We start from the raw sequence: 26,187 nt of genomic DNA, 5'->3' as shown, positions 1-26,187 counted from the left end.
TTGTAAGGAATTCATTTTCCAAAAAAGGAAGATATTCGTTAGCTATAAAGAGAGACGTAAGAATAGGATACAAGGGGGAGTTATTATATGAACGGGAATACTGCAAAGAAAATAGAAGTTCAAGCTGAAAATACCGCACTAAAAAATGAGCAATATGCAGATCCGAAAAAGTGGCATAAGCAGGATACTACATGGGCATTGAGCCTATTTGGAACTGCAATTGGAGCAGGGGTGCTCTTTTTACCGATTAATGCAGGTTCAGGTGGTTTATTATCATTACTACTAATTACATTGCTTGCATATCCAGTTATGTATTACTCACATAGGGCACTTGCTAAAATGATATACGCTTCTAATTCTGCTGATGAGGGGATCACAGGTACAATTAGAGAGTATTTCGGAAATAAAGCGAGTATCATTTTTAACATCGTATATTTCGGTTCAATTTATACAATCGTACTAATGTATTCGGTTGCGCTTACAAATACTGCAAGTAGTTTTATCGTGCATCAATTGCACATGCCAGAACCTCCAAGGGCTATTTTATCACTTGTATTAGTTCTTGGTCTTATCGCTATACTGAATTTTGGTCAAGATATTACTGTAAAGGTAATGAGTATGCTAGTGTATCCTTTCATAGCTTCTCTACTTTTTATCGCAATATCTTTAATTCCACAGTGGAATACGTCAATGCTTAGTTTTTCAGCTGTTTCTACTGCTTCAACAGGTACAGGCTATTTTGGAACGATATTAATGATTCTACCAATCATCGTATTCTCATTTAATCATTCACCTATGATTTCATCATTTGTTGTGAAACAGAGAGCTACGTATGGAATAGAAGCTACTGATGCTAAATGTGCGCAAATACAAAAAGTTTGTTATATCATGACATTCGCTGTAGTTATGTTCTTCGTTTGGAGTAGTACATTAAGCTTGACTCCAGAGGATTTAAAAATGGCAAAAGAGCAAAACTTATCAATCCTTTCATATCTTGCTAATGAGCTTAATTCACCTGTAATCACGATTGCAGCTCCAATCATTGCTTTTGTGGCTATTACAAAATCTTTCCTTGGCCATTATATCGGAGCATTTGAAGTAATGCGTGACATGATTATTAAGTTCGGTAAATCACGTGGAAAAGATATAGAAGAAAAAACAATTAAGACAATCGTCCTTACTTTTGTTGTATTATCATGCTGGTTTGTTGCTTATACAAATCCAAGTATTCTTGGACTTATTGATTCTCTAAGCGGTCCATTAGTTGCTGCTATCTTATGTCTATTACCGATGTATGCAATCAATAAAGTACCAGTACTAGCTAAATACAAAGGGAAAATGAGTAACGTATTTGTTATTATTGTAGGTGTACTTACTGTTTTAGCAAGTATTAAGTCATTATTCTAATTCACGATTGTTAGTTTTAGTGTGAAAATAGTGGACACGAAAAACTTTTTGGACAAACTTCTCAAGTTGGAGAGTTTGTCCTTTTTTATTCAATCTATCAACTTAGCGACAAAAAGCCACCTTTCATATATTAGGTGGCTTTTTCGGTATTAATATATTTTAATTATTCACGTCTGAATGGACCTTTTGGAGCAATTAGTTCTAAATTAGTACCATCTGGATCACGGAAGTAGGCAACGCCTGTACCAAATCCAGATTTCAAGCCGTCTTCTTCTTGAAAGACAATTGGATCTCCATCTGGTTCTACTCCAATTGCTTTTAGACGTTCTACAGCAGCATCGATATCTTCTACTTCAAAACAAAGATGCATCGCACTAATTTGATCATTTGAGTAAGATGCTTTATCTGATTTAGGGACAACGTATTCTAGAATATCGATATTCAAATTGTCTAAGTGAAGGTTGGCGTATTTAATACGAGTATCTTCAAGTCCTTGAGTTTGCGCCATTCTCTTTCCGCCAATTTCATCGATGTTTGATACTTTCTTACCTGTTAATGCTTCGTAAAAAACGATAGATTTTTCTAAATTACTTACTGTAATTCCGACGTGATTTACTTGTGAAAAGCTTGCTGTTTTTTCACCCATTTTTGTTGCCTCCTATTTTTAGGTGGTGTAATGTATTCGTTTCACCAATCTTTTACTGTAATTAAAATGAGCTTTTAGTAGAAGTTCTATTCTATGTCTTTTGTAACAACACACGAGAAATATAAGAGTGTTTTTTAATCAGAAAAGAATCTAGTATCCGCTAGATTCTTTTATTTTTCGTTTGTCTTGATACAAAAATTTGATGAATTTAAATTACAGCCATTGAGCAAAAAAGTTTGATATGAAAAATATTATTCTTTAGTACATACATTTTTAAGATGTTAAATATATTTCATAATAGTCTCTGTAAGATAGGGATAAGTAAAATAGTACTTTAAAGTACCTATAGCACTTTAAAGTGCGTACTTTTTATAACTTTGAATATCATTCATAATAGCACCAGTAAGAAGAAAATAAGCTTTACGGTACTAGCTACTTGATGTTACAGCAGTTTATTTAGATTCAGATTGATTGAAAGTTGATACTTTAGAATTCAATAATTGCCCGAAATACCAGAGTGGCATAAAACGATTATGGAGGTTAAAGATATGACTAATTCAAATTTGAATGAAATAAGTAAACAAATTGTAAAAGAGGAAGAAACACTTCAATTTACCTCTTTTACAAATGAAGATGCCTTGCAACTAGGCTTATTTATCGTTGAAACAGCAAAGCGAGAGGGGAAATTGATTGCTGTTGATATAACGAAAAATGGTGTGCAATTATTTCATTTCAAGATGACAGGGACAAATGAGGAAAATACGAAATGGATTGAGCGTAAAAAACGAGTCGTTTCCCTGCATGACCGTAGCTCATATTATATGCAGATACAAAGTGAAATAACTGGAGTCTCATATAATGAAAAATATCTTTTAGATACTTCGGAATACGCTGCGTTTGGTGGATGTTTTCCTATCAGAATAAAAAACGTAGGGGTTATTGGAATGATAACAGTTTCAGGATTACCACCAGAAGAAGATCACGAATTGGTAGTAAGAGCAGTTAAAAATCATTTGAACTAATCGTTGTAGTTAATGAATAAATAATTAATTTTAGGGGGCAATACTATGCCATTAATTGAACTAAATACTTGGCCAACCATGTCAACAGAAGAAAAGAAGGAATTCATTTATAATGTAACGGAACTTACAATAAAACGATTAAAAATTGTCCCTGACAAAATTCAAGTGTTAATCACGGAACTTGAGAAAGAAAATTGGGGGAAAGCTGGAGCTGTAGCAAGTGATGCTACCTTTTCTGAGAAAAGTAGGGTGTCCAATTGGGAAACAAAAGGGTCTTATGGTACACCGGATAGTAACGTTGATGGAATGGGTATCATTAAGATTGATATATGGAATACATTTGATCAAGAGACAAAGGATAAGTGGGTAAACGAACTTACACAATTAACCTCTAAATATACACATGCACCTTTGGATAAAGTGCTAATTATTATTCGTGAAATGATTCCAGGAAACTGGGGACAAAGCGGTGTAACAGGAGCCGATAAAGACTTTCTTTCTAAAAGTCGTACATTTTAATGATTAAATAAAAAAGGCAAAAATGAACATATTTCTGTTCGTTTCTGCCTTTTTTATTTGTCTGCGGTAATGAATATGATCTTTTACATTTTCAAGTAATATCCTCTAAAGTCACCTCTACTGGAAGAGTGTATTTCTTTATATGAAACCCTTCTTCGTTGAATGTAGATGTCAATTTTTGAGCAAAATAAGCTAGGTTATGTAAATGTTACTTTTTAGTACCTATAGTACTTTAAAGTACGTACTTTTTATTAGGATCAATATAATGCATAATAGCACATGTAAGAGAGAAACAAGCTTTACGGTACTAGTAACTAACTATGTTACTTTTAGTACCTACAGCACTTTAAAGTACGTACTGTTAATTATGTTAAATACATTTCATAATAGTATTTGTAAGAGCGGAGTGAGAAATGAGAAGTACGGTACTAAAAAGTACGGTACTAAAAAGTGCCTACAGTACTTTAAAGTGCGTTCTTTAAAAAGAGAATGAAACCATTCATAATAGCGTTTGTAGAGATAAAATATATTTTTTGAAAGATAAAAGGGCCTTTTTATCGCACTATTATGATAGGAATTGTAGGGGAGAGGGGAAACTCAATTGAATTCATATACAGCATCGTCTTCAGAAGTTCAGACGAATCGAAGAAGTATATTTGCGTTATTAGCGCTAGCGATTAGTGCGTTCGGGATTGGGACAACTGAATTTGTTAGTGTCGGTTTATTACCATCTATTTCGGAAGATTTACATGTGTCGGTGACAACAGCTGGTTTAACCGTTTCTTTATATGCGTTAGGCGTAGCATTTGGTGCTCCAGTATTAACGTCGTTAACAGCTAATATGTCACGAAAAACGTTATTAATGTGGATTATGATTATTTTCATTATTGGTAACGGAATTGCAGCTGTCGCAACAAGCTTCACTGTATTACTTATTGCGAGAATTGTGTCTGCGCTTTCGCATGGTGTGTTTATGTCAATTGGTTCAACGATTGCTGCGGCACTTGTACCAGAAAATAAACGTGCTAGCGCGATTGCGATTATGTTTACTGGTGTAACAGTTGCAACTATTACAGGTGCACCAATTGGAACGTTTATCGGTCAACAATTTGGCTGGAGAACATCATTTTTAGCAATTGTGGTAATTGGAATTATTGCTTTAATCGCTAATAGTATTCTCATTCCATCTAATATGAAAAAAGGTTCGTCTGTATCATTCCGTGATCAATTTAAACTGATTACGAATGGAAGACTGTTACTTGTTTTCATCATTACTGCACTTGGATACGGTGGTACATTTGTAACATTTACGTATTTATCTCCGTTATTACAAGAAGTAACAGGATTTAAAGCTAATACGGTTACGATCATTTTATTAGTGTATGGAATCGCCATTGCGATAGGGAATGTGATTGGCGGGAAATTATCGAATCATAATCCAATTCGAGCGCTATTCTACATGTTCTTCATTCAAGCGATTATATTATTTGTGTTAACATTTACAGCACCATTTAAAGTAGCTGGATTAATTACAATTATTTTCATGGGACTATTCGCATTTATGAATGTTCCAGGGTTACAAGTATATGTCGTAATGTTAGCTGAACGATTTGTACCGAGTGCTGTCGATGTTGCATCGGCAATTAATATTGCGGCGTTTAATGCTGGGATTGCTCTTGGTGCTTATTTAGGCGGTATTGTAACGAACTCGTTAGGGTTAATTCATACAGCTTGGGTAGGCGGCATTATGGTAGTAGGTGCTGTTATTTTAACAGCATGGAGTATGTCATTAGAAAAACGAGATCAAGTAAAATAAAAGGAGAGAAAATAAAATGAAAAACTTACAAAGTACAACAACATTGCATAACGGTGTAGAAATGCCTTGGTTCGGTTTAGGTGTATTTAAAGTAGAAGAAGGTCCAGAACTTGTAGAAGCGATTAAATCAGCAATTAAAGCAGGATACCGCAGTATCGATACAGCTGCAATTTATGGAAATGAAACAGCTGTAGGTGAAGGAATTCGTGCAGGTATTGAAGCGACTGGCATTGCAAGAGAAGAATTATTTATTACTTCAAAAGTATGGAACGCAGATCAAGGATATGAAACAACAATCGCTGCATACGAAGAGAGTCTAAAAAAATTAGGACTAGATTATTTAGATTTATATCTTGTTCACTGGCCTTCAGAAGGAAAATATAAAGATACATGGAGAGCGCTAGAAACACTTTATAAAGAAAAGCGCGTACGTGCAATTGGTGTAAGTAACTTCCAAATCCATCACTTACAAGATGTAATAAAAGATGCAGAAATTAAGCCAATGATCAACCAAGTAGAATACCATCCTCGTTTAACACAAAAAGAATTACAAGCTTTCTGTAAAGAACAAGGTATTCAAATGGAAGCATGGTCACCACTAATGCAAGGTCAATTATTAGATAATGAAACATTACAAGAAATTGCTGAGAAACACGGTAAAACAACAGCCCAAGTTATTTTACGTTGGGATCTTCAAAATGGAGTTATTACAATTCCAAAATCAACGAAAGAACACCGCATTATTGCAAATGCTGACGTGTTTAACTTTGAATTAACGAAAGAAGATATGGAAAAAATCGATGCGTTAAATCAAAATCACCGCGTTGGTCCAGATCCTGATAATTTTGATTTCTAAGATTAAAGAATGGGTAAAAAGAGTGCAAAGTTGCACTCTTTTTTTATTTTTTATTCAATAAAATGCTTCTGTTTATATTATGACTTTTAAATTACTTTAGGCGATTTAAAGAACTGATTCTAAAACAGTATTAAAGTTTGACATGTAATCATGCATTCTATAATATGTATGCTATAGCATGTATTTTGTAAGTTATTTGGAGGTGGCATATGGACTTATATGAGTTAACAGGATACCGTGTTCATCATACTGATGTGAAGTTAACAAATGATATAATGTAAGTTATTAATCACATATTTCTTATAAAATTTATCATTTATATGCTATAGCATATAAATATCATCTCATAACTTGTAAAGGGAAATTTTTAAATCATACAGTAAATATATTATGAAACGAGGAGATTTTAGCTATGGAAAAATTCATATTAGCGTTTGATAGAGAACTTGTAATTGCAGAAAGAAAAGATTCAACATGGAGTGTCCATTCGCAGTTTGTAGGTGTTAATCCAGTTGCTTTAGCTTCAGATCCATACGACCAAGAAAGAATATATTGTGGTACTTTTGATAGGGGATTATGGAGAAGTAAAGATGGAGGAAGTTCATGGGAAGTGATTGGTACGTTACCTTCCTTTGGTGAAGTGTTCCCAGCCAATGCTATTTATATGAGAGCTATTACAGCAGTTTCTGTATCTCCAGCGAAGGGTGATAACGGTAACGGGATCGTATATGTAGGAACTGAACCGAGCGCAATGTTTGTATCCAAAAATGGAGGAGACAGTTTTGAATTGCTAACGGATTATCGACAAATGCCATCGTATTCATCATGGTTCTTTCCTCAACGAACATATACACACCATGTAAAATACATTGAAATTGATGCTAATAATCCAGAAACCATTTATACGACTATTGAGGTTGGGGGATTAATTAAAAGTGTAGATGGCGGTATGACATGGACTGAGGAAAAAGAGGGGAATTATCCTCAAGATATTCACGTTCTTAAATCACATCGCAATGCACCGAATCGCTTATACGGGGTTTTAGGTGATTCATTCTTGAAAGAACCAGGTCACGAGTATGCGGAGAGCTGTGATGGAGGTAAAACTTGGAACTATATTTGTAGTGGGCTAAAGCATCATTACGCATATCAAATGGCAGTTAATCCTAATGATCCGGAAAATATTATTATTGCGACATCGTCAAATCCACACGTAGCACATGATTACAATAATGGAAATTGTGAATCATATATTTATAAGAAAGAAAAAGATCAGCCTTGGGCAGAAATGAATGCAGGTTTACCAACTCCCAAAGGCACAATCATACCAGTATTAAAGGCAACAAGTGATGGGACGTTCTATCTGTTTAGCAATAAAGGAGTGTATCAGTCAGTAGATGGTGGTTCAAATTGGGCGTCATTAGAGATTCCTTGGGAGAACAGATTTATGGAACAACATCCTTATGAGATGTTAATCATTAAATAAGTGACGGGTATAGTTTTAACTACTATTCGTTAAGAATGCTTAGCTGAATTTAAAATTAAAATGTATTAAGCCAGGTAATGTGTTATAAACGCTTCCTGGCTTTTTTATTGACTATAATAATGAGTCAATTTAACGCTATTATCTTTGGTGATTAAATTCATATTTGTGTAAATATGAAACAAACAGGATACATTAATAGAGAATGGATAAAATAGTACCGAATGATGATTAGATTTTATGAATGATGTTATAAGACGTTTTTTAGGTCAACTGAAGGAAGCAGTGTGTTTAGGTTCAGAATGATTGGTAATTGATGTTATGGAGTTCAATCATTAAAAAATGAAAGAATTTAAACGCATATTATCTTCGAGATGTATTTTTTGAAGGATATTAGAACTTAGGAGGAGATGACGTTATGACAAAAGATTTTTATACTGCACTGAAAGAAAGACGTACTTACTATGGAATTAATAAAGAGGTACAAGTATCAGATGAAAAAATTAAAGAAATCGTGGAGTTTGCTGTGAAATATACTCCATCCGCTTTCAATTCTCAAACTGCGCGAGTAGTTGTATTATTTGGTGAAGCTCATGATAAATTATGGGATATTACAACTGAAACATTAAGAAAAGTAGTTGGAGATGGAGATTTTTCAGGAACGCAACAAAAAATGGATTCCTTTAAAGCTGGTTATGGAACAGTGCTATTCTTTGAAGATGAGGCAATAGTGAAATCGCTTCAAGAAAAATTTGCTGCATATGCTGAAAACTTCCCAATTTGGTCACACCAAGCATCAGGTATGCACCAATTAGTCGTGTGGACGGGATTAGAAGCAGAGGGATTAGGGGCATCTTTACAACATTATAATCCATTAATCGACGATGAGGTAAAACAAGAATGGAATGTTCCTGACAATTGGAAATTAATTACACAAATGCCATTTGGTAATCCAACAGCTGCACCAGGAGAAAAAGAATTTCAACCGCTTGAAGAGCGTGTGAAATTTCATAAGTAATAAAGTGAAACTTTAATTAGTAGTGTCTTACTGTCCGCAAATAGCGAGGGAAGCTAACTGTATTGTGAAAATAAAACTGTTTCGTCAAAAAAAGTTTATTCGTTCTTTTTATTAATCGAGTATGTATGAATAAAAGGCGTTGAAAATATAATTTTAATCTTTAAAGGAACAAGGTTATCGTTTTGATCACCTTGTTTTATTTATTAAAAACGCTAAGTTTTCATAAATGCTTGAAAAACTAGCGTTTTAATCATAGGTATTTGTAATTTGATTACTTAAAACTATATACGAAAAAGCTTTTATACTATTCCTCAAGTTCTATCCATTCCTGTGACCATTCTTCTATTCCGCGAATAATAGTTTCTAAAGCAAATCCTTTTTGAGTTAAAGAATATTCTATACGAACTGGTGTCTCAGGAAAGACTTTACGTTCGACAATTCCTTCTAGTTCTAATTCTTTCAATCTTTCTGAAAGTAATCTTCCGCTAACAGGAAGAGAAGATTCAAGCGTACAAAAGCGCTGAGATCCAGAGAAAAGTTGGTAAATAATTAGTGCTGTCCATCGTTGACTAAAGAATTTCATTCCTTTTTCAAAGCGAGGGCATAATGTAGAATCATTCATTTTCCTTCACCTCCTAAAACAAATTATATAACATCTTACTATTAGTAACAAATGTTTTTATAATTAATTACTTGACGTAAATTAATTACGATTGTATACTCACTTACATAAAGTAACTAAGTTGTTTTATGTAAGTGAAGTTCTTTTCTTTAAATGGCCAAAGTTGTAATGATACATATTGCATATAAGCTGAGAGAAAAAAGAATATCATCTGTAAAAACACTTACGTTGTGTAAGTTAAACAATAAAAAATATAACGATGGAAGGGAATTTTTTAGAGATTCTCTATACTTGGAGGTACTTAATGGTTACAACAGATACAATTCATATGTTAGAAGATAAAATTAAATTTATACATCAAGATGGAAAGGATATTTATTTAGTAGGTCCTATCAAATTGCCAATTAATTTATATGGGGAGACTAAAGTTTTCCAATGGTATTCTTGGTTGCAATGTAGTGAGGTTACAAATAGTGTAGAAGGAATTATCGAAAAACTTTCATCTATTAATTTAGCTGATATGCAACAATCTAGTGTGCTTGTATATGGTGATTTTGAGAATTCTGAAGATGCCCTAATTCGTATGCATAGTATTTGTCACACGGGTGATATCTTTGGTAGTAAACGTTGTGATTGTGGATTCCAATTAAAGCAGTCTTTACAAATGATTACAGAACATGGTTCAGGTGCTTTATTTTACTTAGCGAATCATGAAGGAAGAGGGATTGGCTTGTTTAGTAAAGCGATGACGTACCTCTTGCAAGAAAATGGGTTAGATACAGTAGAAGCTAATCTAAACCTAGGTTTTGAAGATGATGTTCGAAACTATGATGATACAATTGAAGTGTTAAAAGCGCTACGCTCAAAACCTGTAAAACTTATTACAAATAATCCGAAAAAATTAGAAGCGTTACAAAAAGCTGGATTAAATGTTACGAGTCGTGAACCGTTATGGGGTGATGTCTCAGAGTTTAATGAGAAATATTTGCAAACGAAGATTCAACGTTCTGGACATTTTGAAGGGGGACACTTACATGCTTGAGCATGAATTGTATATGAAGTTAGCACTAGAAAATGCCAAGGCTATGAAGGGACAAACCACTCCAAATCCACTGGTTGGATCTGTAATTGTAAATGATAATCGAATTGTAGGGATCGGAGCACATATGAAGGCCGGAGAACCACATGCCGAAATACATGCGATACGTATGGCGGGAGAACAAGCACGTGGTGGTACAATCTATGTAACTCTTGAACCTTGTTCTCATCATGGAAGAACAGGGCCTTGTGCAGAAGCAATTGTACAAGCAGGAATTAAGAGAGTAATAGTTGCTACACTTGATCCAAATCCAATTGTTTCTGGACGTGGAATTAAAATTCTGCAAGATGCTGGTATTGAAGTACTTGTAGGAGTGTGTGAAGAAGAATCTAAAAAGATGAATGAAGTCTTTAATAAATATATTATGACAAAGCGCCCATTTGTAACGATTAAATCGGGTGTTACATTAGATGGGAAAATTGCTACTTCTTTATCGGATAGTAAGTGGATCACATCTACAGAAGCAAGACAGGAAGTACACCAAATACGAAATGAAAATGCAGCTATTTTAGTAGGAGCGAATACTGTACAAAAGGATAATCCATCATTGACAACTCGTATTCCAAATGGGCGAAATCCAATTCGAGTAATTTTGGACTCAACATTACGCATACCAATGGAAGCTCACGTTGTTACAGATGGAGAAGCTCCTACCTGGATATTTACAACAAGTAATCATGCAGCGGAAAAAAGGAAGGCATTAGAAAATGCAGGAGTCAAAGTATTTGTTACTAGCGGAGAAAAGCATATAAACTTATATGAAATGCTTGATGTTTTAGGGCAAAAAGGAGTTTCCTCCCTGCTTATTGAAGGTGGTGGAGAGGTAAATGCTTCGTTTATTGAAAATGAATTGATGGATAAACTTATTTTATATTTCGCACCTAAAATTATTGGGGGCAGATTGGCGCCTAGCTTTGTAGAGGGGACTGGTATTACTAAAATGCAAGATGCAATTGAATTTAAGGATATATCATTTACCCAGGTTGGAAAAGATTATAGATTTATTGGTTATCCAGAATATCGGAAAGATGAGAAATAAGGAGAAAAAAAGCTACTTATATTTTCCGATAAATGGATTGCAGAAAGGAGCGATGAAGAGTGAAGTTTGGATTTGATATCGATGATACATTAATTGATTTGAGGCAGCATGCTTTTCATTTATATAATAAAAAATTAAACAAAAAAGTAGGATTGGATGTATTTCATTCTTTAAAAACAATTGAAATTCATGAAGCATTTGGCATGACTTCGGAGGAAGGTAGTCATATGTGGAATAGTTTGCTGGATGAGATTTATTATACTTCTTGTTCACCGTTTCCGTATGCAGTAGAGACATTGCAAGAATTAGAAAGACAGGGACATGAAATTTACTATATAACGGCGCGACCTAAAGAGCATGGAGAGCAAACAAAAAAATGGTTAATAGAAAAAGGTTTTCCGGTACATGAAGATCGCTTTTTCTATGGAATGAAGGATGAAGAAAAAATACACTTCATACAAGAAATGAAATTAAACTATTTCTTTGATGATAAGCCGGCTGTCTTAGAAACATTAATAGGAAAACCGATAAATGTGTATGCAAAAACTACTTCTTACAATCAACATCTCAATATCCCGCGTATTACAACTTGGACAGAGTTAGGAAATATTATAAAGAAAAGTATGTAAAGATTTAATTAGAAAATTAAATAGAGCCAAGAGCATATTGAGTATTACAATTTTAGAGGAAAGACATATGTCATATGTCTTTCCTCATTTTTTTTGGGATTACAGGGAATACAACATATCCATCAACTTAAGAATTTTATAACACCCAAAGCAAAGATGGGATTACAGGGAATACAACATATCCATCAACTTAAGAATTTTATAACACCCAAAGCAAAGAAATGTACAATTTCGCGTGAAGTTGTACATTTCTTTGTTTTAGGCGGCACTTCAAAATGTTAGCTTGATGGGCATGGGGTACCGCCCACATTTTAACGAAAGTATATGCTAAGAAAGTTTTGACATAAAAAAGCCGATTTTTACCCAGTTAAGAGTACATCGGCTCGTTAATATTTAGCAGTAATTTCTTATCCATTTATGCATAAAGATTTTACCGTTATCGCTGCCTTTGTTAGAATCCAGTTTTACATAGGTTGCTACCAAAAATTTAAAAAAATAAATTTAATTGCTTGAAAATTCATTTAGAATGATTTATATTTGCATTAAATGATAGAATTATCTATCAAAAACAACTTTATACAAAGAAAGGTGTGATTGAGATTGTTAAACGCCCCATTGATGGGAAGCATTTAGGTGCAGCAGCATTGAAATGATTGGAAAGAAATGAGTGAGCCTTCATAATAAAGAACGCTATAACTTTATGTAGTGCTTGATAACCTTGTATTAGATTATTTGGTAAAAACATCGAAATTCATTGAAATATATTTCTGTCTAAGTTGTTATCATGTCTTGATGAAAAACGTAAAAAATAGACAAGAGAAAATCCTGGAAAACCTGTTCAGAAAGTATGGTATGAAGGCAAGCTTGTGAAGTGAATTCAAAAACAATTGGACAAAAGTGAGGTAAATAATATGACTTTTGAAGAAAAATTACAAGCATATGCAGAACTTACGGTAAAAATTGGTGTCAATATTCAACCAGGGCAATACTTATTAGTCAATACATCAGTGGATGCATTGGATTTCGTCCGTATAGTTGTGAAAGAGGCTTATAAGGCTGGGGCTGGGCGTGTTCATGTTAATTTTTCGGATGAGGAAATGGATCGTGCTTACTTTGATCATGCCTCAGATGAAGAATTTAATCGTTTCCCAGAATGGATAGTCAAAATGAATGATGAGCTGATTGAACGTAATGGCGCACTATTAATAATAGATGCTACAGACCCCGATAGATTTACAGGTATTTCAGCTGATCGTCTAGCTACCTATCAAAAGGTATCAGGAGCTGCTCTAGGAAACAATCGCAACGCCGTAATGAAGGATTTAATAGCTTGGTCGATGGTAGCAGTTCCTTCATCAAAGTGGGCATCGAAGGTGTTCCCGAATTTAGCAGCTGAGGATCAAGTACCAGCATTATGGGAGGCTATTTTTAAAGCTGTTCGTATCGGTGAAGGAAATGCGGTTGAAAAATGGCGTGAACATGTAACAAATTTAGAATCTCGTGCGGTCCTATTAAACAATAAAAAATATGCGATGCTTCACTATACAGCGCCAGGTACTGATTTAACAATTGCATTAGCGCCACAGCATAAATGGATTACTGGAGGTGGTAAAACGCCAGATGATACTATCTTTATGGCTAATATGCCGACAGAAGAGGTTTATACGTTACCGATGAAACAAGGTGTAAATGGCTATGTAAGCAATACAAAACCATTAGTTTATCAAGGGAATATTATCGACGGTTTTAAACTGACATTTGAAGAAGGAAAAATTATTAAAGCTGAAGCACAGATAGGACATGGTTTATTACAGGAGCTTATTAATGTGGATGAAGGCGCCTGCTATTTAGGTGAGGTAGCACTTGTACCACATCTATCGCCAATTTCAGCATCGGGGATTTTATATTTTAATACATTGTTTGATGAAAATGCCTCGAACCATTTAGCGATTGGTAAAGCTTATCCAACTTGCTTAGAGGGTGGAAGGGATTTAGATAACGATCAGCTTGAAACGTTAGGTGCAAATAGTTCAGTAATACATGAGGACTTTATGATTGGCAGCAGTGAGATGGACGTCGACGGTATTCTACCAGATGGAACTGTAGAGCCAATTTTCCGTAAAGGTAGCTGGGCATTTTAAGTTTTTAATTTGAAGAAAGGAGTATAGTGGATGAAACGATTATTAAGCATAATTGGTGCAACTATATAGGTGTTTCATCTGTTTTTGCTGAGACTGAAAACTACCTCTTTAATTTAGAAGTAAAATGCATTTAAAGGAGATAGGCCAATGAATTTCTGGGAAGTCGTTTTGATAGTTGTGAATTTTAGTCTATTGAGTTGGATACTGTTTGTAGCCGGGGAAACGAAAAAATGGTCTAAATTAGCTACTTTGGTTGCTATTGTAATGGTTACAGTTCAGCTATTGTCAGAAGGTTTTAGATGGCAGATGATTCCGACATATGTATCCCCAGTTATCTTAATTTTATGCTATTTATTAGCTGGACGGAAAAAGGACTTTAGAAGCCGGGGGATATTTATAGTTAAGACTTTGTTGTTGTGCATCTATTTGTCTGTAGCAGTTGCGCTACCCTTACTTATGCCAGTATTTTCATTTGAAGAACCAACTGGTCCACATAGGGTCGGTACGAAGCTATATCATTGGATTGATCATCAAAGAAATGAACCATATTCGAAAAATCCAACTGATCGACGCGAACTGATGGTGCAAATTTGGTATCCTGCAGCTGAAAAAAGCAAGGGGGATCAAGAACCTTATATTCGTAACATAAATGAGCTCTCCAAGGGATTGGAAAAAACATTGTCTATTCCTGCATTTGCATTCAGCCACTTGGAATTGGTAAAATCTCATTCGTTTATGGATTTACAACTCTCAGACTCAGAGAATCAATATCCCATATTACTTTTCTCTCATGGTTTTAATGGTTTTCGTAATCAAAACACGTTTGAAGTTGAGGAGTTGGCTAGTCAAGGATATATTGTTCTAAGTATCGATCATACTTTTGATACTGCAGCTACCGTCTTTCCAGATGGTCGAACTGCTTACGTACAGCCCTTCAATTTAACTGATGACGAAGGGGATAGCCACATAAAATTATGGGAGGAAGATGTCACCTTTGTGCTTAATCAGATAGAGAAACTTAACCAAAACGATGAGGCCGGCTTCTTTACAGGAAGGCTTGATACCTCACGAATTGGAATGTTTGGGCACTCTTATGGTGGAGCTACCGCAGCACAAATACTTGCAAAAGATTCTCGTGTTAAAGCAGCTATCAATATGGATGGCGCTTTGTATGGGGAAATTTTACCTGAAAGTGGGATTGGAAAACCATTTCTGCTCATGAGTGCAGTAGAGCCTGATGAAGCAGATCCCGATAAAGTGAGGGAGCGATATGGACGTGGGTTAGCTGGCGGTGGTATGTCAATGGTCATTCCTCATACAGATCATACAAGCTTCACTGATTTACATTTGTTCTCCCCTCTGTTGCAGAGCCCAGGTGAAAATCCAAAGGAAGTTCATCGCGTTATCAACGAATTCAGCTTGGCATTTTTTGACCAGTATGTAAAACAGAAGGATGATGGCTCAACCCTTAAAGGGCTCATGACCAAATACCCAGAAGTGAATTTTAAAGTAAACCGATAACTTTATGCAGAAAGTACCTTCATTATAAAATATTCAGTAATTAAATGAAGTACAAATGGATTCAATAAAAGTAGAAAAATTACTGTAATTATTAATTCTTCATGAAAAAATGCTGGAAAAATTAGCAAGAAGGATAACCATATTAGTGAAAAAAATAAAAATATCACAAGGGAACATCGTGAAAAATAGCTTAAAAAACCCAGCTAATGTAATTGTTTTCTCTACTAAGAAAGCGAATCGTACCATTTCCTTTGGTTTTTGTATGTATTACATCAAAAAATTAATTTCTTCATCTTCATCTACATAATAAAAATAAAACATTCAAAGTACTATCAGTTTCAGTAATATAATTCTTTTGGAAAAGCTAAATTTAGCAGCTGGACACTTTGTTTGAGATTGTTTATCATGTTATCAAATGATATATTTATCTATCAAAAAATGACGACTTTATATAGAAAAAGGGAGAGATTGACGATGAAGAAAGACTTATCAACGTTAAAGGAAGCGAGATTTAACGCAATTCTTGATTCGGCTACTATATTACTTGTTGAAAATCCTACTGCTTCGATGAATGAAATTGCGGAATATGCGGGAATTGGCATTGCTACACTCCATCGTTACGTCGAAAGCAGAGAGAAATTGATGCTGTTCTTGGGCCATCGGGCTATACAACTTGTAAGTGATACCGTAAACCAGATCCCACTGGATGAGGAAAGAAGCGAAAACTATATTCCAGAACTCATTGAAGAGTTAATCCCTTTAGGTGACAAAATCTATTTTCTAGGTCATGATGCATCTGTATTTAACAACAAAGAATTAGGTGAAGCCGAAGAGAAGCTGAGGGAACCTATACGACGCGTTATTGAGCTGTTACAACAACGTGGTTACTTTCAGCAAACGGTTAGCAGCGAATGGATTTTGAATACGCTTTATGCCCTGATTTTCCATACTTGGGAACAAGTACATGAAGGAAATGTAGCTAAAAAATCTGCTGCAGAGCTTGTTTTAAATACATTTTATTATGGTTTCAAAGCTAAGGATGATTTGAGAAGGGAGTGAACTAATACAAACCCATGATAATTAACATCAATAATATATAAAGCGAAAAGGAGTACTGGGAAATGAATCAAATCTCTATAGTAAAGGCTGTTCAACAATCCATGGTCGGCGCCCAGCTAAATATAATGGCATTGGAATACATGGCGTTTCCACTTGCAGGATCTGAGGAGAAGAACACAGTCGAAGGGACATTTTGTAAGCTATGGCGGCAGGGGAACAACCGTTTTAGTCATCAATACGCTTATGAAGCTCAAATGGACGGGAAAACTTTAGGGATGATTACTTGCTATCCCATCCCCGTTTTAAATCGTCTTGCCTGGTCCACTTTTAAACAGCTGCTTTCATTCCGAAAGTTGGGTTTTCTTGTTTATAACATTCGGAATATCAAAATGCTTTATTCCATGATTACCTTGAAGGAGGGAGAAGATGACGAGTTTCACATCGGAACAATCGCCTTATTTCCCGAAAGTCGAGGATTGGGGATAGGTACCAGACTACTTGAGTTTGCTGAGGAACAGGCTTCCCTGCAAGGCTTTGCCAAATGCTCTCTAACAGTAAAGAAAGAGAACCAACTTGCCATTAAATTGTATCAGAGATTAGGTTACCAGATTACAAGTGAAATCAATAAACCAAAGTTATCGTTGTACAGAATGGTCAAAAACGTAGGACGTTACAACCTTTTATAAAAAATTTGTAACGTATTAGGGCAGTACTAATGGTACCGCCCCATCACTATCAAGCCAAGATTAAATAAAAATCAACTAAATTAGATTTTTTTCAAAAATTTAATATAAACTATTCGAAAAATTGCACTAAATATTCAGAATAATAAAAAACTAACCTGAAATTAAACGTATATTACCTTAGCTTGATGGGCATGAGGGAATACCACCGTTTCTTTAAAGTGTGATGTGCTAGGAGTACTTCTGATAGAGAGGAAATAGAAAAATGAGCAATAAGAAAAATATTTTTAGGCTGGTCTTGTATGGAAGCGTAATTTATATATCAATGATGGGTTCCCCTGGTGCCACAATATTTGTGGATATTTTGGATGAGAAGTTCAAGAATTAATGGGGTGTGTTCATAATTATGAATTTTTGGATTCTTATTATAAAATACATTATTTAAACTGTATATTAGAATGAAAAATAATGGGAATTACTAAGAAACAGTAAGGTTGGTACAAAACTAAACATATTAATAACTATATCAAGTATTGCATGTATAGTATTATCCCTAATAGGGTTTTGGGGATTAGAAAGAGGGAAAAGTACTTCCTCTAATATGTATGAGGATAATTTACTACCAGTTGAGTGGATTGGGATTGTAGAATCTAATTTTTATCACGTTAATATGAACTTTATGGAAATAATGTTATCAAAAGATGAAAAAAGAATGAACGAATTAATAAGAGAAATGGATGGAATTCGTAAGGAAAATGATTATCTTTTAAAGCAGTTTGAGGCTAAAGAACCTTCTTGCCTTAAATGCTGCTATTGAAGCGGCACGTGCTGGAGAGAATGGGAAAGGATTCGCAGTGGTTGCCGCAGAAGTTCGAGACTTGGTTGAGCAATCTAAAGAATCTGCAAAGGAAGTTAATCATTTAATAAAATCCATTCAACAAGATACCAAAGATACAGTTAATGTTATGCAAAAAGGACAACAAAAGGCAGTAGAAGGAAAAGAAGCTGCTCACAAAGCGAATCAAACTTTCTTGTCTATTATGAGAGATATTGATAAAATTACAGGTCAAATTCAAGAAGTATCCGCAGCGACAGAAGAGATGTCAGCTGGTACAGAAGAAGTAAATGCTTCTCTTTCGCTAGTTTCTGAAACTGCAACAGAAGTAAAGAAGGAGACTCTTCAAACAGTAAAGTCAATTCAATCACAGGCCGTATCAATTGAACAAATATCAATTCAATCCAACAAAATGAAAGAAAAGGTGGAAGAATTAACGGAACTGGTTTCGAAATTTAATATTACAGAACAAAAAGGATGAGTAAATCGTAAAAGATTAAGTACGGCTATCAGCCTAAAAATAATTGATTTTTCACGATTAAAAAGATTTTAGTAATTAATTCAATCACAAGTGTACTAACATGTAGATAAAAACACATGAAGACTTAAGGGGCTTCGTGTGTTTTTTTATTGAATAATGTATGAAATAATATTGGATCATTATACGATATTTCGGAATTTACCATTAAATATTTGTATATGCAAAATTACATACATATATTGATTGATAATCATGAATTAATGTAACTATAATAATTACACTGATAAATAACTTACTGGCCATAATTATAAGTGAGGAAGGAGGAATTTGTTTTATTGTATTTTGTATATAAAAAAAATAGAAAAGGAGATGTACAAATGAAAAGGTTACTTGTTATAGGCATCGTGTATACAATGTTTTTCCTCATAGGAAATATACACTTACATGCTGACGAACGAACAAATGTCAAAGAAATTACTAGTTTAGAAGAGCCTATGTGGATATTTCAAGCAGGAATAAGTAAGGGGAAATATCATGATCGACAAGATTTAGGATTTATTTTGCAGAGAAATACACCATTAAAGGTAAGACAAACGAATCCTAATTTTAAAGACAAATTAACAGTACGTTTATTGTCTAATGACTCAAAAAATGAAAAATCCATACAAGTAGGAAATGAATGGATTACGATTCAAGGTGATACGCCTTTAGTTCCTTTCATAGATACTCCGTATGGTGAAGAGCACGCTACACTTGAGTACCAAATAGGAAATGAAAGTGCTACTAAGCCTCTTCCCATTTATAAACAACAAGGAAGTGTATCTCAATTTTTTAGTACATGGGATCAATTTGATGGGGAGTATGCGTTAATTCAAGGGGAGAGTTTTCAATTATTTGTACCTAAAAAAGATAAAGAGTTAGTAAGATCTTTAAAAGATTTTCAATCGTTGGATGAGTTAATTGCATATTATGAGGATATTTTTGCGATGTATGATTCAATTATTGGTTTAGATGGCTCAACGGTTGAAAATAAAAAAAGTCAAAATCGTTATTTCTTAAAAGCAGATATATCCGGTGCTGGCGGTGCCTATTATGGCGCAAATTGGACAGCCAATAGTACAGATAGTACAAAGATGTGGTTAGATAAACTAAGTTGGGGAACTTTACATGAAATCGCTCATGGATACCAAGCTGGTTTTGATAATCAAGGAATATTTACAGGAGAAGTTTCTAATAATCTATTTGGTGTTCAATATCAATATAATAAATACGGCAAAAAAGCAGATCAAGTTGGTTGGTTATTTAATTTTGGGAAGAAGGAACAGGTAGAACGGAATTTATACAATGCTTTAATGAAAGAAAATAAAAATTATGATGACTTAGATTTACGACAAAAACTTATTCTTTTAACGATGGCGAAACAAAAAGCTGGCAATGAAGCTTTTGCAAAAATGTATCAAGGTTATCGAAAACTAGCTAGTAATGCTGCTTTTAAAAAAGGTGACCATTATTTACCAGATTTAATGAATCAGTATTATAGCGAGAATGTACAAGTTGATTTTACACCCGTTTTTGAAAGATGGGGCTTTAAGCTTAATCATAAACAAATAGAGATGAATAGGGCGAAAGGTTATCCGGCAGTTACTTCTTTAGCGTATATAGTGCCTGAATCACAATTAGCTAAGGCGAGAGCTCTAGTTGATCCTGATATTCCGATAAACTCTAACTTTGAAATAGTTACGAATCAGCAAATTGCTTCACTTGGGTTAAAAGGGAATTTGCATATCCATTTAAATACAAATGAAATAGATACATTGAAAGGAGGAAAGATTAAATTAAAAGAAGGGAATACAGTTATTCAAGAAAAAACAATTGAAACAGCAGATATCAATTTACAAGACGTACCAAATGGAATCTATACGGTTGAGATTTCAGGTGGGAAAACGGATAGTATGTACCATTTCAGTACGTATTATGCCTATGTAAAGGAAAAGGATAATAGTCTAACGATTGATGTTAACGAAATGAAAGTGAGCAATTTGGTAAATGAAACGATTCAATTCCTAGGATTAGGAGATGATCAGTTTGCCGAACTAAATACAGACTTAGAGCAAAAGCGAGCTGTTTTTACGGTTACTACTAAAACGCCTCATAGCTATTATGCAGGTGAAAAATATGCATCAATAGAGGTGTTTAATGAGAAGGGTGAAAAAATTTATACGAAGGAAATGGAAGGAACAAATGTAACAATTGTAAAAGATATCATCCCACTAAAAGAAGGATATAGAATTAAAATCTATCATGATGAAGTAAAAAAACGATTAACTAGTAAAGCTACTATTATCAATCCTATGAATAAAACAAATGAATTTATAATGACAAAATGGGGATTGAAAAATACTTATTTGCAAAATAATCCAGAAAAAAATCTTATACAAAGAATTGATGAAGAAATGGAAGCGATTATAGGCAATCCGTTTTTAAAAGAGATACCAATGCAAAAATTAGAAATGAAAAAGAATGTGTGGATGGCAATAAATATGTTATCAGAACCACAAAAAATAACGTATATAAATAAATATAAAGATAGCTTATATAATGAGTAATTTTTGAGAAATGAATTGAATCTAAAAAGTAGCAAACCAATCTATTAACCTATGTATATAGAGGTATGTAAAATCGATTGGCTATAGTTAAAATTTTTATCTAAGCTTAAAATTGTAAAATACATTTATTTAATTTAATAATACGATTAAAAAGGGGTAAAAATATGAAGAATTTCGTAAAGGTAGGTTTAACTACAGGAGTGGTGTTATCGGCGATTATGCCTTATGGAGGAGTACATGCGGCAACAGAAGATTTAAAAGTGGAAACAAAGGAGGATACGTTCCGAACAGGTAATTTAACAGCACCTTCTCAAAAATCAGCAGAAAATGTAGCGAAGGATGCGCTGAAAGGGAAAACAGAACAAGCATTATCATCAAAGCAAATTAACACGGAATCAAAAGTTAATTATAATGTTACGCAAAGTCGTAAATCTTATGATGGTACTACATTGGTGCGTCTTCAACAAACATATGAAGGACGTGATGTATACGGATATCAACTAACAGCACATATTAATGATGATGGTGTCCTTACGAGTGTTTCGGGGGATAGTGCCCAAGATCTACAACAACAAGAAGATTTGAAACAACCTATTACTCTATCAGAAGAGGATGCAAAGAAGCAGCTTTTTAAAATCTATGGGGATAATCTCACATTTGTTGAAGAAACAGAAATTAAACAAGTGGTATATGTAGATGAAAATACAAATAAAGCTACAAACGCATATCAAATTACTTTTAGTGCATCTACACCTGAATATGTATCTGGTACGGTATTAATTGATGCTTTTGTTGGGGATCTATTAAAAGAACTCGTTCAAAAATTGGGTATACAAGTAGACAGCAGTATTGTTCAATCCGCAACATCAAATAAATCACAAGATCCTTCTAAATTAACAGGCACAGGAAAAGATGACTTAGGTATGAATCGTACATTTGGAATTTCACAACGAAGTGATGGAACGTACACTCTTGCAGATTATTCTCGTGGTAAGGGAATTGAAACGTATACTGCGAATTATAAAGATTATAATAATTATAGAAGAAATGTATGGGGTTATTTGGATGATTTAGTAACAAGTAATTCTACAAATTTTACAGATCCTAAAGCAGTTAGTGCACATTATTTAGCAACGAAAGTATATGATTTTTATCAAGAAAAATACAGCCGAAACAGCTTTGATAATAATGGGCAAAAAGTAATTTCTGTCGTTCATGGCTGGAATACAAATGGTAAGAATATAGGGAATCCTAAGCAGTGGTTTAATGCATTTAGCAATGGGGCTATGCTAGTATATGGAGATCCAATTGTTAGAGCATTTGATGTGGCAGGACATGAGTTTACACACGCGGTTACAAAAAATGAGTCTGGACTTGAGTACGCAGGAGAAGCTGGTGCCATTAATGAGGCTCTATCTGATATTTTAGGAGTAGCAGTTGAAAAGTATGCAAATAACGGAAAGTTCAATTGGACAATGGGGGAACAATCAGGTCGTATATTTAGAGATATGAAAAACCCATCATCTATCTCTTCTAGATATCCAGAAGATTATAGACATTATAACAATTTACCTATTGATGCTGACCATGATTATGGTGGTGTACACACGAACTCTAGCATTATTAATAAAGTAGCTTATTTAATTGCTAGTGGTGGAAATCATAATGGAGTAAACGTACATGGCATTGGAGAAGATAAAATGTTTGATATTTTTTATTATGCAAATACAGATGAATTAAATATGACTTCTGATTTTAAAGAATTAAAAGAAGCTTGTATTCGTGTAGCAACGAATTTATATGGTAAAGACTCATTAGAAGTACAAGCTGTCCAACAAGCCTTTAAAGCAGCTTATATTTAATATTATTGTGATGAATTGCAACCCCTTTTATTTTAATATAATGATTGATTTGTATATGTAGACAAAAAACTTGTAGAATTTTTCTGCAAGTTTTTTTAGAATGTTATCCCGCTATTTGCCAGGCAGTAAGACCCCGCCTCAAAATTCAGCGGAAGCAAAGAAGTTAGGTGGGGGTCGGGCTGATTAAAGTTTCACTTTATGTTATATGGTTTTTAGTTAATTAGGATAAAAAATAATCCTATAACTGTATGTAAGAATGTATAATTTTACACTCTTTTTTATGATAGAAAAGGATACTACCTTAGTAAATATAAAAAGTTAGAAATTATAGTATATAGGGCACTTTTTTGTTCCTATGGAACTTTAAAGTGCGTAATTTTCTTTCTAGTTAATATAGATCATAATGGTATTTACTAGTTGGTTTTAGCTTTACTCTGCTGTTGATTTGATTTTTTAACATTACAATGATTTGAATCAGAATTATCGAGTAGATCAAAATGCTGATAAATTCGATTTCTAATTCAGTATAGAGTGCATAGCTACATAATTTTCGTTTATCCCGCATTAACGGGCAGTAAGACCCCCACCTCAAAATTCAGCGGAAGCAAAGAAGTTAGGTGGGGGATCAACTGCCCGTAAAAGCCCGATTGGTTCAACTAATAATCAGTGGGGGATGAAAAACCCCCCCCACTGATTAAAGTTTCACTTTATACTCTTTCGAAAAAAGGGTGGATTTGCTTATTTTATGTTAAAGATAAGAGAAGTGAATGACAATATAAACGTAATTATTTATTCCAACGTAAGTCAATCATTTAGCACATGAATTTGGAGGGATCTATATGCATATGCAATTAAAAGGAAAAACAGCACTGGTTACTGGATCTACGGCAGGGATTGGAAAAGCAATTGCCACTTCATTAGTAGCAGAAGGAGCTACTGTACTTATTAATGGACGTCGTGAAGAAAATGTTAATCAAACGATAAAAGAAATTCGAGCGCAGTATCCTGATGCTATCCTTCAACCCGTAGTAGCTGATTTAGGAACAGAACAAGGGTGCCAAAATGTGATTGAAAAGTACCCTGAAGTAGACATTCTTATTAACAACTTAGGAATTTTTGAACCTGTAGAATATTTTGATATTCCTGATGAAGATTGGTTTAAATTTTTTGAAGTCAATATTATGAGTGGTGTTCGACTTACTCGCTCGTATTTAAAAAAAATGATTGAAAGAAAAGAAGGAAGAGTTATTTTTATTGCTAGCGAAGCAGCTATTATGCCATCTCAAGAAATGGCTCATTATAGTGCGACTAAAACGATGCAACTCTCACTTTCTCGCAGTTTAGCTGAGCTGACGACAGGAACGAATGTGACTGTTAATACTATAATGCCTGGTTCGACTTTAACGGAAGGAGTGGAGACTATGTTAAATAGTCTGTATCCTAATGAGCAATTGACAATAGAAGAAGCTGAGAAGCGATTTATGAAAGAGAATCGACCAACCTCTATTATTCAAAGACTTATTCGACCAGAAGAAATTGCCAATCTTGTCACTTTCTTAAGTAGCCCACTTTCCTCAGCGATTAATGGTTCCGCGTTGCGAATAGACGGGGGATTAGTACGTAGTGTATTTTAATAAAAAAGCAAATTGCGGTATGAAAACAGCCGAATTTTTCTACTATAAGAAAAATTCGGCTGTTATTTTTTACTTGTTGTAAAGGAGGAAAAGTGTTTAGCGTTGTGTCATCTCTTAAGAAAAAGATAAGGTGGTTTAAAGCAATTTCGCTGTTATTTTCAAACAACAAATATTTGTTATTTGTATTATTTAGTGAACGTTACCAAACGTTTTTCAAGACTATTTTTCCTATTGCTTTATTTGATTCCAAATACTCATGTGCTTGTGCAACTTCATCAAACGTAAAAGTTTTCGAATCTAGCAATGGGCGAAGTTTTCCTTCTTCTACTATTTGCGTTAGTTTATTTAAAATTTCCCCACAAGCGTCACGTTTATCTGTATGTAATATTTTTAACGCCATAAAAGTAACGTGCAGAGAGAGTCCTTTTGCGTGTAAAGGAGAGAGGTCATGGGTTGAACGAGCTGCAATTGTTACGACAGTTCCATTGACTGCAGCAGCTTCAAAAGAACGATCGAGATTCTTGCCACCTACTGTATCAAATATAACTTCAAATCCGTTGCCATTCGTATGTTTTTGCACATATTCTTGAACAGATTCTTCTTTATAATTAATAGCTACGTCAGCTCCCAGACGATGAGCTATTTCAATTTTTTTCTGCTGAGAAGCTGTTGTAAAAACTTTAGCACCAGCCCATTTAGCTAATTGAATGGCTACGTGTCCTACGCCACCAGTTGCTCCATGAATGAGTACATTTTGACCAGATGTAATATTTGCACGATCAAATAAAGATTCCCAAGCTGTAATTGCAACTAATGGTAGAGCTGCTGCTTCTTCCATTGTTATATTGTTAGGTTTGTGAGCAATTAATCGCGTATCAGCAAGCATAGACTCTGCAAGTGCACCACCAGTTTCTTTAAAACCTCCGGCACACCCGTATACTTCATCGCCAGCTTTGAATTTCGAAACACCTTCGCCGACTTCTATAACAATACCAGCGACGTCCCCGTGTAATATAGATGGAAATCCAGGAGCAACTGATGAAACAGCGCCACTGCGCATTTTCGTATCGATTGGATTTACACTAGTTGCTTTTACATGGATTAGAACATGACCAGGTAAAAGTTTCGGTTTTGCAACTTCTTCTAATTGAAATACAGATGAATCTCCAAAAGAATGGATAATTTGTGCTTTCATTAATCCTTACCTCC

Annotated in this window: 21 protein-coding genes and 1 pseudogene; 19 read left to right on the top strand and 3 right to left on the bottom strand. The window is 34.4% G+C overall.

The genetic code is table 11. The annotated features are described in order from the left end of the window. The first annotated feature begins 87 nt into the window (after positions 1–87). A complete protein-coding gene (locus DPQ31_RS16765; protein WP_001014167.1) occupies positions 88–1,407 on the top strand; it encodes an aromatic amino acid transport family protein in 1,320 nt (439 codons plus the stop codon). Positions 1,408–1,570: 163 nt separating this feature from the next. On the opposite strand, the gene DPQ31_RS16760 is transcribed toward DPQ31_RS16765, so the two are convergent. After that, entirely contained in the window at positions 1,571–2,053 is a 483-nt protein-coding gene (locus DPQ31_RS16760) for a VOC family protein (protein ID WP_097959811.1), read from the bottom strand. A gap of 548 nt (positions 2,054–2,601) precedes the next feature. Between DPQ31_RS16760 and DPQ31_RS16755 the strand changes: the two genes are divergently transcribed. The 6 genes from DPQ31_RS16755 to DPQ31_RS16730 all read left to right on the top strand — a co-directional run bounded on the left by DPQ31_RS16755 (position 2,602) and on the right by DPQ31_RS16730 (position 8,767). After that, positions 2,602–3,075 (top strand): heme-degrading domain-containing protein, encoded by a 474-nt coding sequence (locus tag DPQ31_RS16755; RefSeq protein WP_098911665.1) that lies wholly within the window; start codon positions 2,602–2,604, stop codon positions 3,073–3,075. A gap of 45 nt (positions 3,076–3,120) precedes the next feature. Continuing rightward, positions 3,121–3,594, top strand: a complete 474-nt coding sequence (locus tag DPQ31_RS16750; protein WP_208730758.1) for a tautomerase family protein — start codon at positions 3,121–3,123, stop codon at positions 3,592–3,594. A 601-nt stretch (positions 3,595–4,195) separates the two neighbouring features. Next, positions 4,196–5,410 carry an MFS transporter gene (locus DPQ31_RS16745; RefSeq protein ID WP_208730757.1) on the top strand — a complete coding sequence of 405 codons (1,215 nt, stop codon included), beginning with the start codon at positions 4,196–4,198 and terminating at the stop codon, positions 5,408–5,410. Positions 5,411–5,426: 16 nt separating this feature from the next. Next, positions 5,427–6,266 carry an aldo/keto reductase gene (locus DPQ31_RS16740; protein ID WP_208730756.1) on the top strand — a complete coding sequence of 280 codons (840 nt, stop codon included), beginning with the start codon at positions 5,427–5,429 and terminating at the stop codon, positions 6,264–6,266. Positions 6,267–6,678: 412 nt separating this feature from the next. Beyond that, positions 6,679–7,752: a WD40/YVTN/BNR-like repeat-containing protein gene (locus DPQ31_RS16735; protein ID WP_097959629.1), complete on the top strand. Its 1,074-nt coding sequence runs from the start codon at positions 6,679–6,681 to the stop codon at positions 7,750–7,752. Between the two features lie 415 nt (positions 7,753–8,167). Next, positions 8,168–8,767, top strand: a complete 600-nt coding sequence (locus DPQ31_RS16730; protein ID WP_208730755.1) for a nitroreductase family protein — start codon at positions 8,168–8,170, stop codon at positions 8,765–8,767. A gap of 304 nt (positions 8,768–9,071) precedes the next feature. Here DPQ31_RS16730 and DPQ31_RS16725 read toward each other — a convergent pair whose 3' ends face one another. Beyond that, positions 9,072–9,389 (bottom strand): winged helix-turn-helix transcriptional regulator, encoded by a 318-nt coding sequence (locus DPQ31_RS16725; protein WP_001000106.1) that lies wholly within the window; start codon positions 9,387–9,389, stop codon positions 9,072–9,074. Between the two features lie 304 nt (positions 9,390–9,693). On the opposite strand from DPQ31_RS16725, the gene DPQ31_RS16720 reads away from it, so the two are divergent. The 12 genes and pseudogenes from DPQ31_RS16720 (at position 9,694) to DPQ31_RS16670 (ending at position 24,978) form a co-directional block, all read left to right on the top strand. Continuing rightward, positions 9,694–10,431: a GTP cyclohydrolase II gene (locus tag DPQ31_RS16720; RefSeq protein WP_097959632.1), complete on the top strand. Its 738-nt coding sequence runs from the start codon at positions 9,694–9,696 to the stop codon at positions 10,429–10,431. Further along, positions 10,424–11,527, top strand: coding sequence for a bifunctional diaminohydroxyphosphoribosylaminopyrimidine deaminase/5-amino-6-(5-phosphoribosylamino)uracil reductase RibD (gene ribD / locus DPQ31_RS16715; protein WP_199632195.1), 1,104 nt, complete (start codon positions 10,424–10,426; stop codon positions 11,525–11,527). The genes DPQ31_RS16720 and ribD overlap by 8 nt, the downstream gene beginning before the upstream one ends. Before the next feature lie 59 nt (positions 11,528–11,586). Next, positions 11,587–12,156, top strand: a complete 570-nt coding sequence (locus DPQ31_RS16710) for a 5' nucleotidase, NT5C type (RefSeq protein ID WP_000668230.1) — start codon at positions 11,587–11,589, stop codon at positions 12,154–12,156. A 911-nt stretch (positions 12,157–13,067) separates the two neighbouring features. Next, positions 13,068–14,297: an aminopeptidase gene (locus tag DPQ31_RS16705; RefSeq protein ID WP_097959635.1), complete on the top strand. Its 1,230-nt coding sequence runs from the start codon at positions 13,068–13,070 to the stop codon at positions 14,295–14,297. A gap of 147 nt (positions 14,298–14,444) precedes the next feature. Beyond that, positions 14,445–15,818: an alpha/beta hydrolase family protein gene (locus DPQ31_RS16700; protein ID WP_208730754.1), complete on the top strand. Its 1,374-nt coding sequence runs from the start codon at positions 14,445–14,447 to the stop codon at positions 15,816–15,818. A 474-nt stretch (positions 15,819–16,292) separates the two neighbouring features. Beyond that, the gene (locus DPQ31_RS16695) at positions 16,293–16,877 is read left to right on the top strand and encodes a TetR/AcrR family transcriptional regulator (protein ID WP_097959637.1); all 585 of its coding nucleotides are present in this window, start codon (positions 16,293–16,295) and stop codon (positions 16,875–16,877) included. Between the two features lie 62 nt (positions 16,878–16,939). Then, positions 16,940–17,563, top strand: coding sequence for a GNAT family N-acetyltransferase (locus DPQ31_RS16690; protein ID WP_208730753.1), 624 nt, complete (start codon positions 16,940–16,942; stop codon positions 17,561–17,563). 508 nt (positions 17,564–18,071) lie between these two features. Beyond that, a complete protein-coding gene (locus DPQ31_RS29860; protein ID WP_395935043.1) occupies positions 18,072–18,377 on the top strand; it encodes an MCP four helix bundle domain-containing protein in 306 nt (101 codons plus the stop codon). Next, a pseudogene (locus tag DPQ31_RS16685) lies at positions 18,349–18,876 on the top strand (methyl-accepting chemotaxis protein); the annotation flags it as partial. The gene DPQ31_RS29860 and the pseudogene DPQ31_RS16685, both read left to right, overlap by 29 nt. Before the next feature lie 377 nt (positions 18,877–19,253). Further along, entirely contained in the window at positions 19,254–21,482 is a 2,229-nt protein-coding gene (locus DPQ31_RS16680) for a putative mucin/carbohydrate-binding domain-containing protein (protein WP_208730752.1), read from the top strand. A 164-nt stretch (positions 21,483–21,646) separates the two neighbouring features. After that, positions 21,647–23,344, top strand: a complete 1,698-nt coding sequence (locus DPQ31_RS16675; RefSeq protein ID WP_208730751.1) for a M4 family metallopeptidase — start codon at positions 21,647–21,649, stop codon at positions 23,342–23,344. A gap of 839 nt (positions 23,345–24,183) precedes the next feature. Continuing rightward, entirely contained in the window at positions 24,184–24,978 is a 795-nt protein-coding gene (locus tag DPQ31_RS16670; protein WP_097959640.1) for an SDR family NAD(P)-dependent oxidoreductase, read from the top strand. A 199-nt stretch (positions 24,979–25,177) separates the two neighbouring features. Here the strand turns inward: DPQ31_RS16670 and DPQ31_RS16665 are convergent, their stop codons facing one another. Continuing rightward, positions 25,178–26,173, bottom strand: a complete 996-nt coding sequence (locus DPQ31_RS16665; protein ID WP_208730750.1) for a zinc-dependent alcohol dehydrogenase family protein — start codon at positions 26,171–26,173, stop codon at positions 25,178–25,180. Positions 26,174–26,187 lie beyond the last annotated feature (14 nt).

The organism is Bacillus sp. COPE52, from assembly GCF_003355115.1.
Classification (GTDB): Bacteria; Bacillota; Bacilli; order Bacillales; family Bacillaceae_G; genus Bacillus_A; species Bacillus_A toyonensis.
This window is presented reverse-complemented; position numbering and strand designations above follow the sequence as displayed.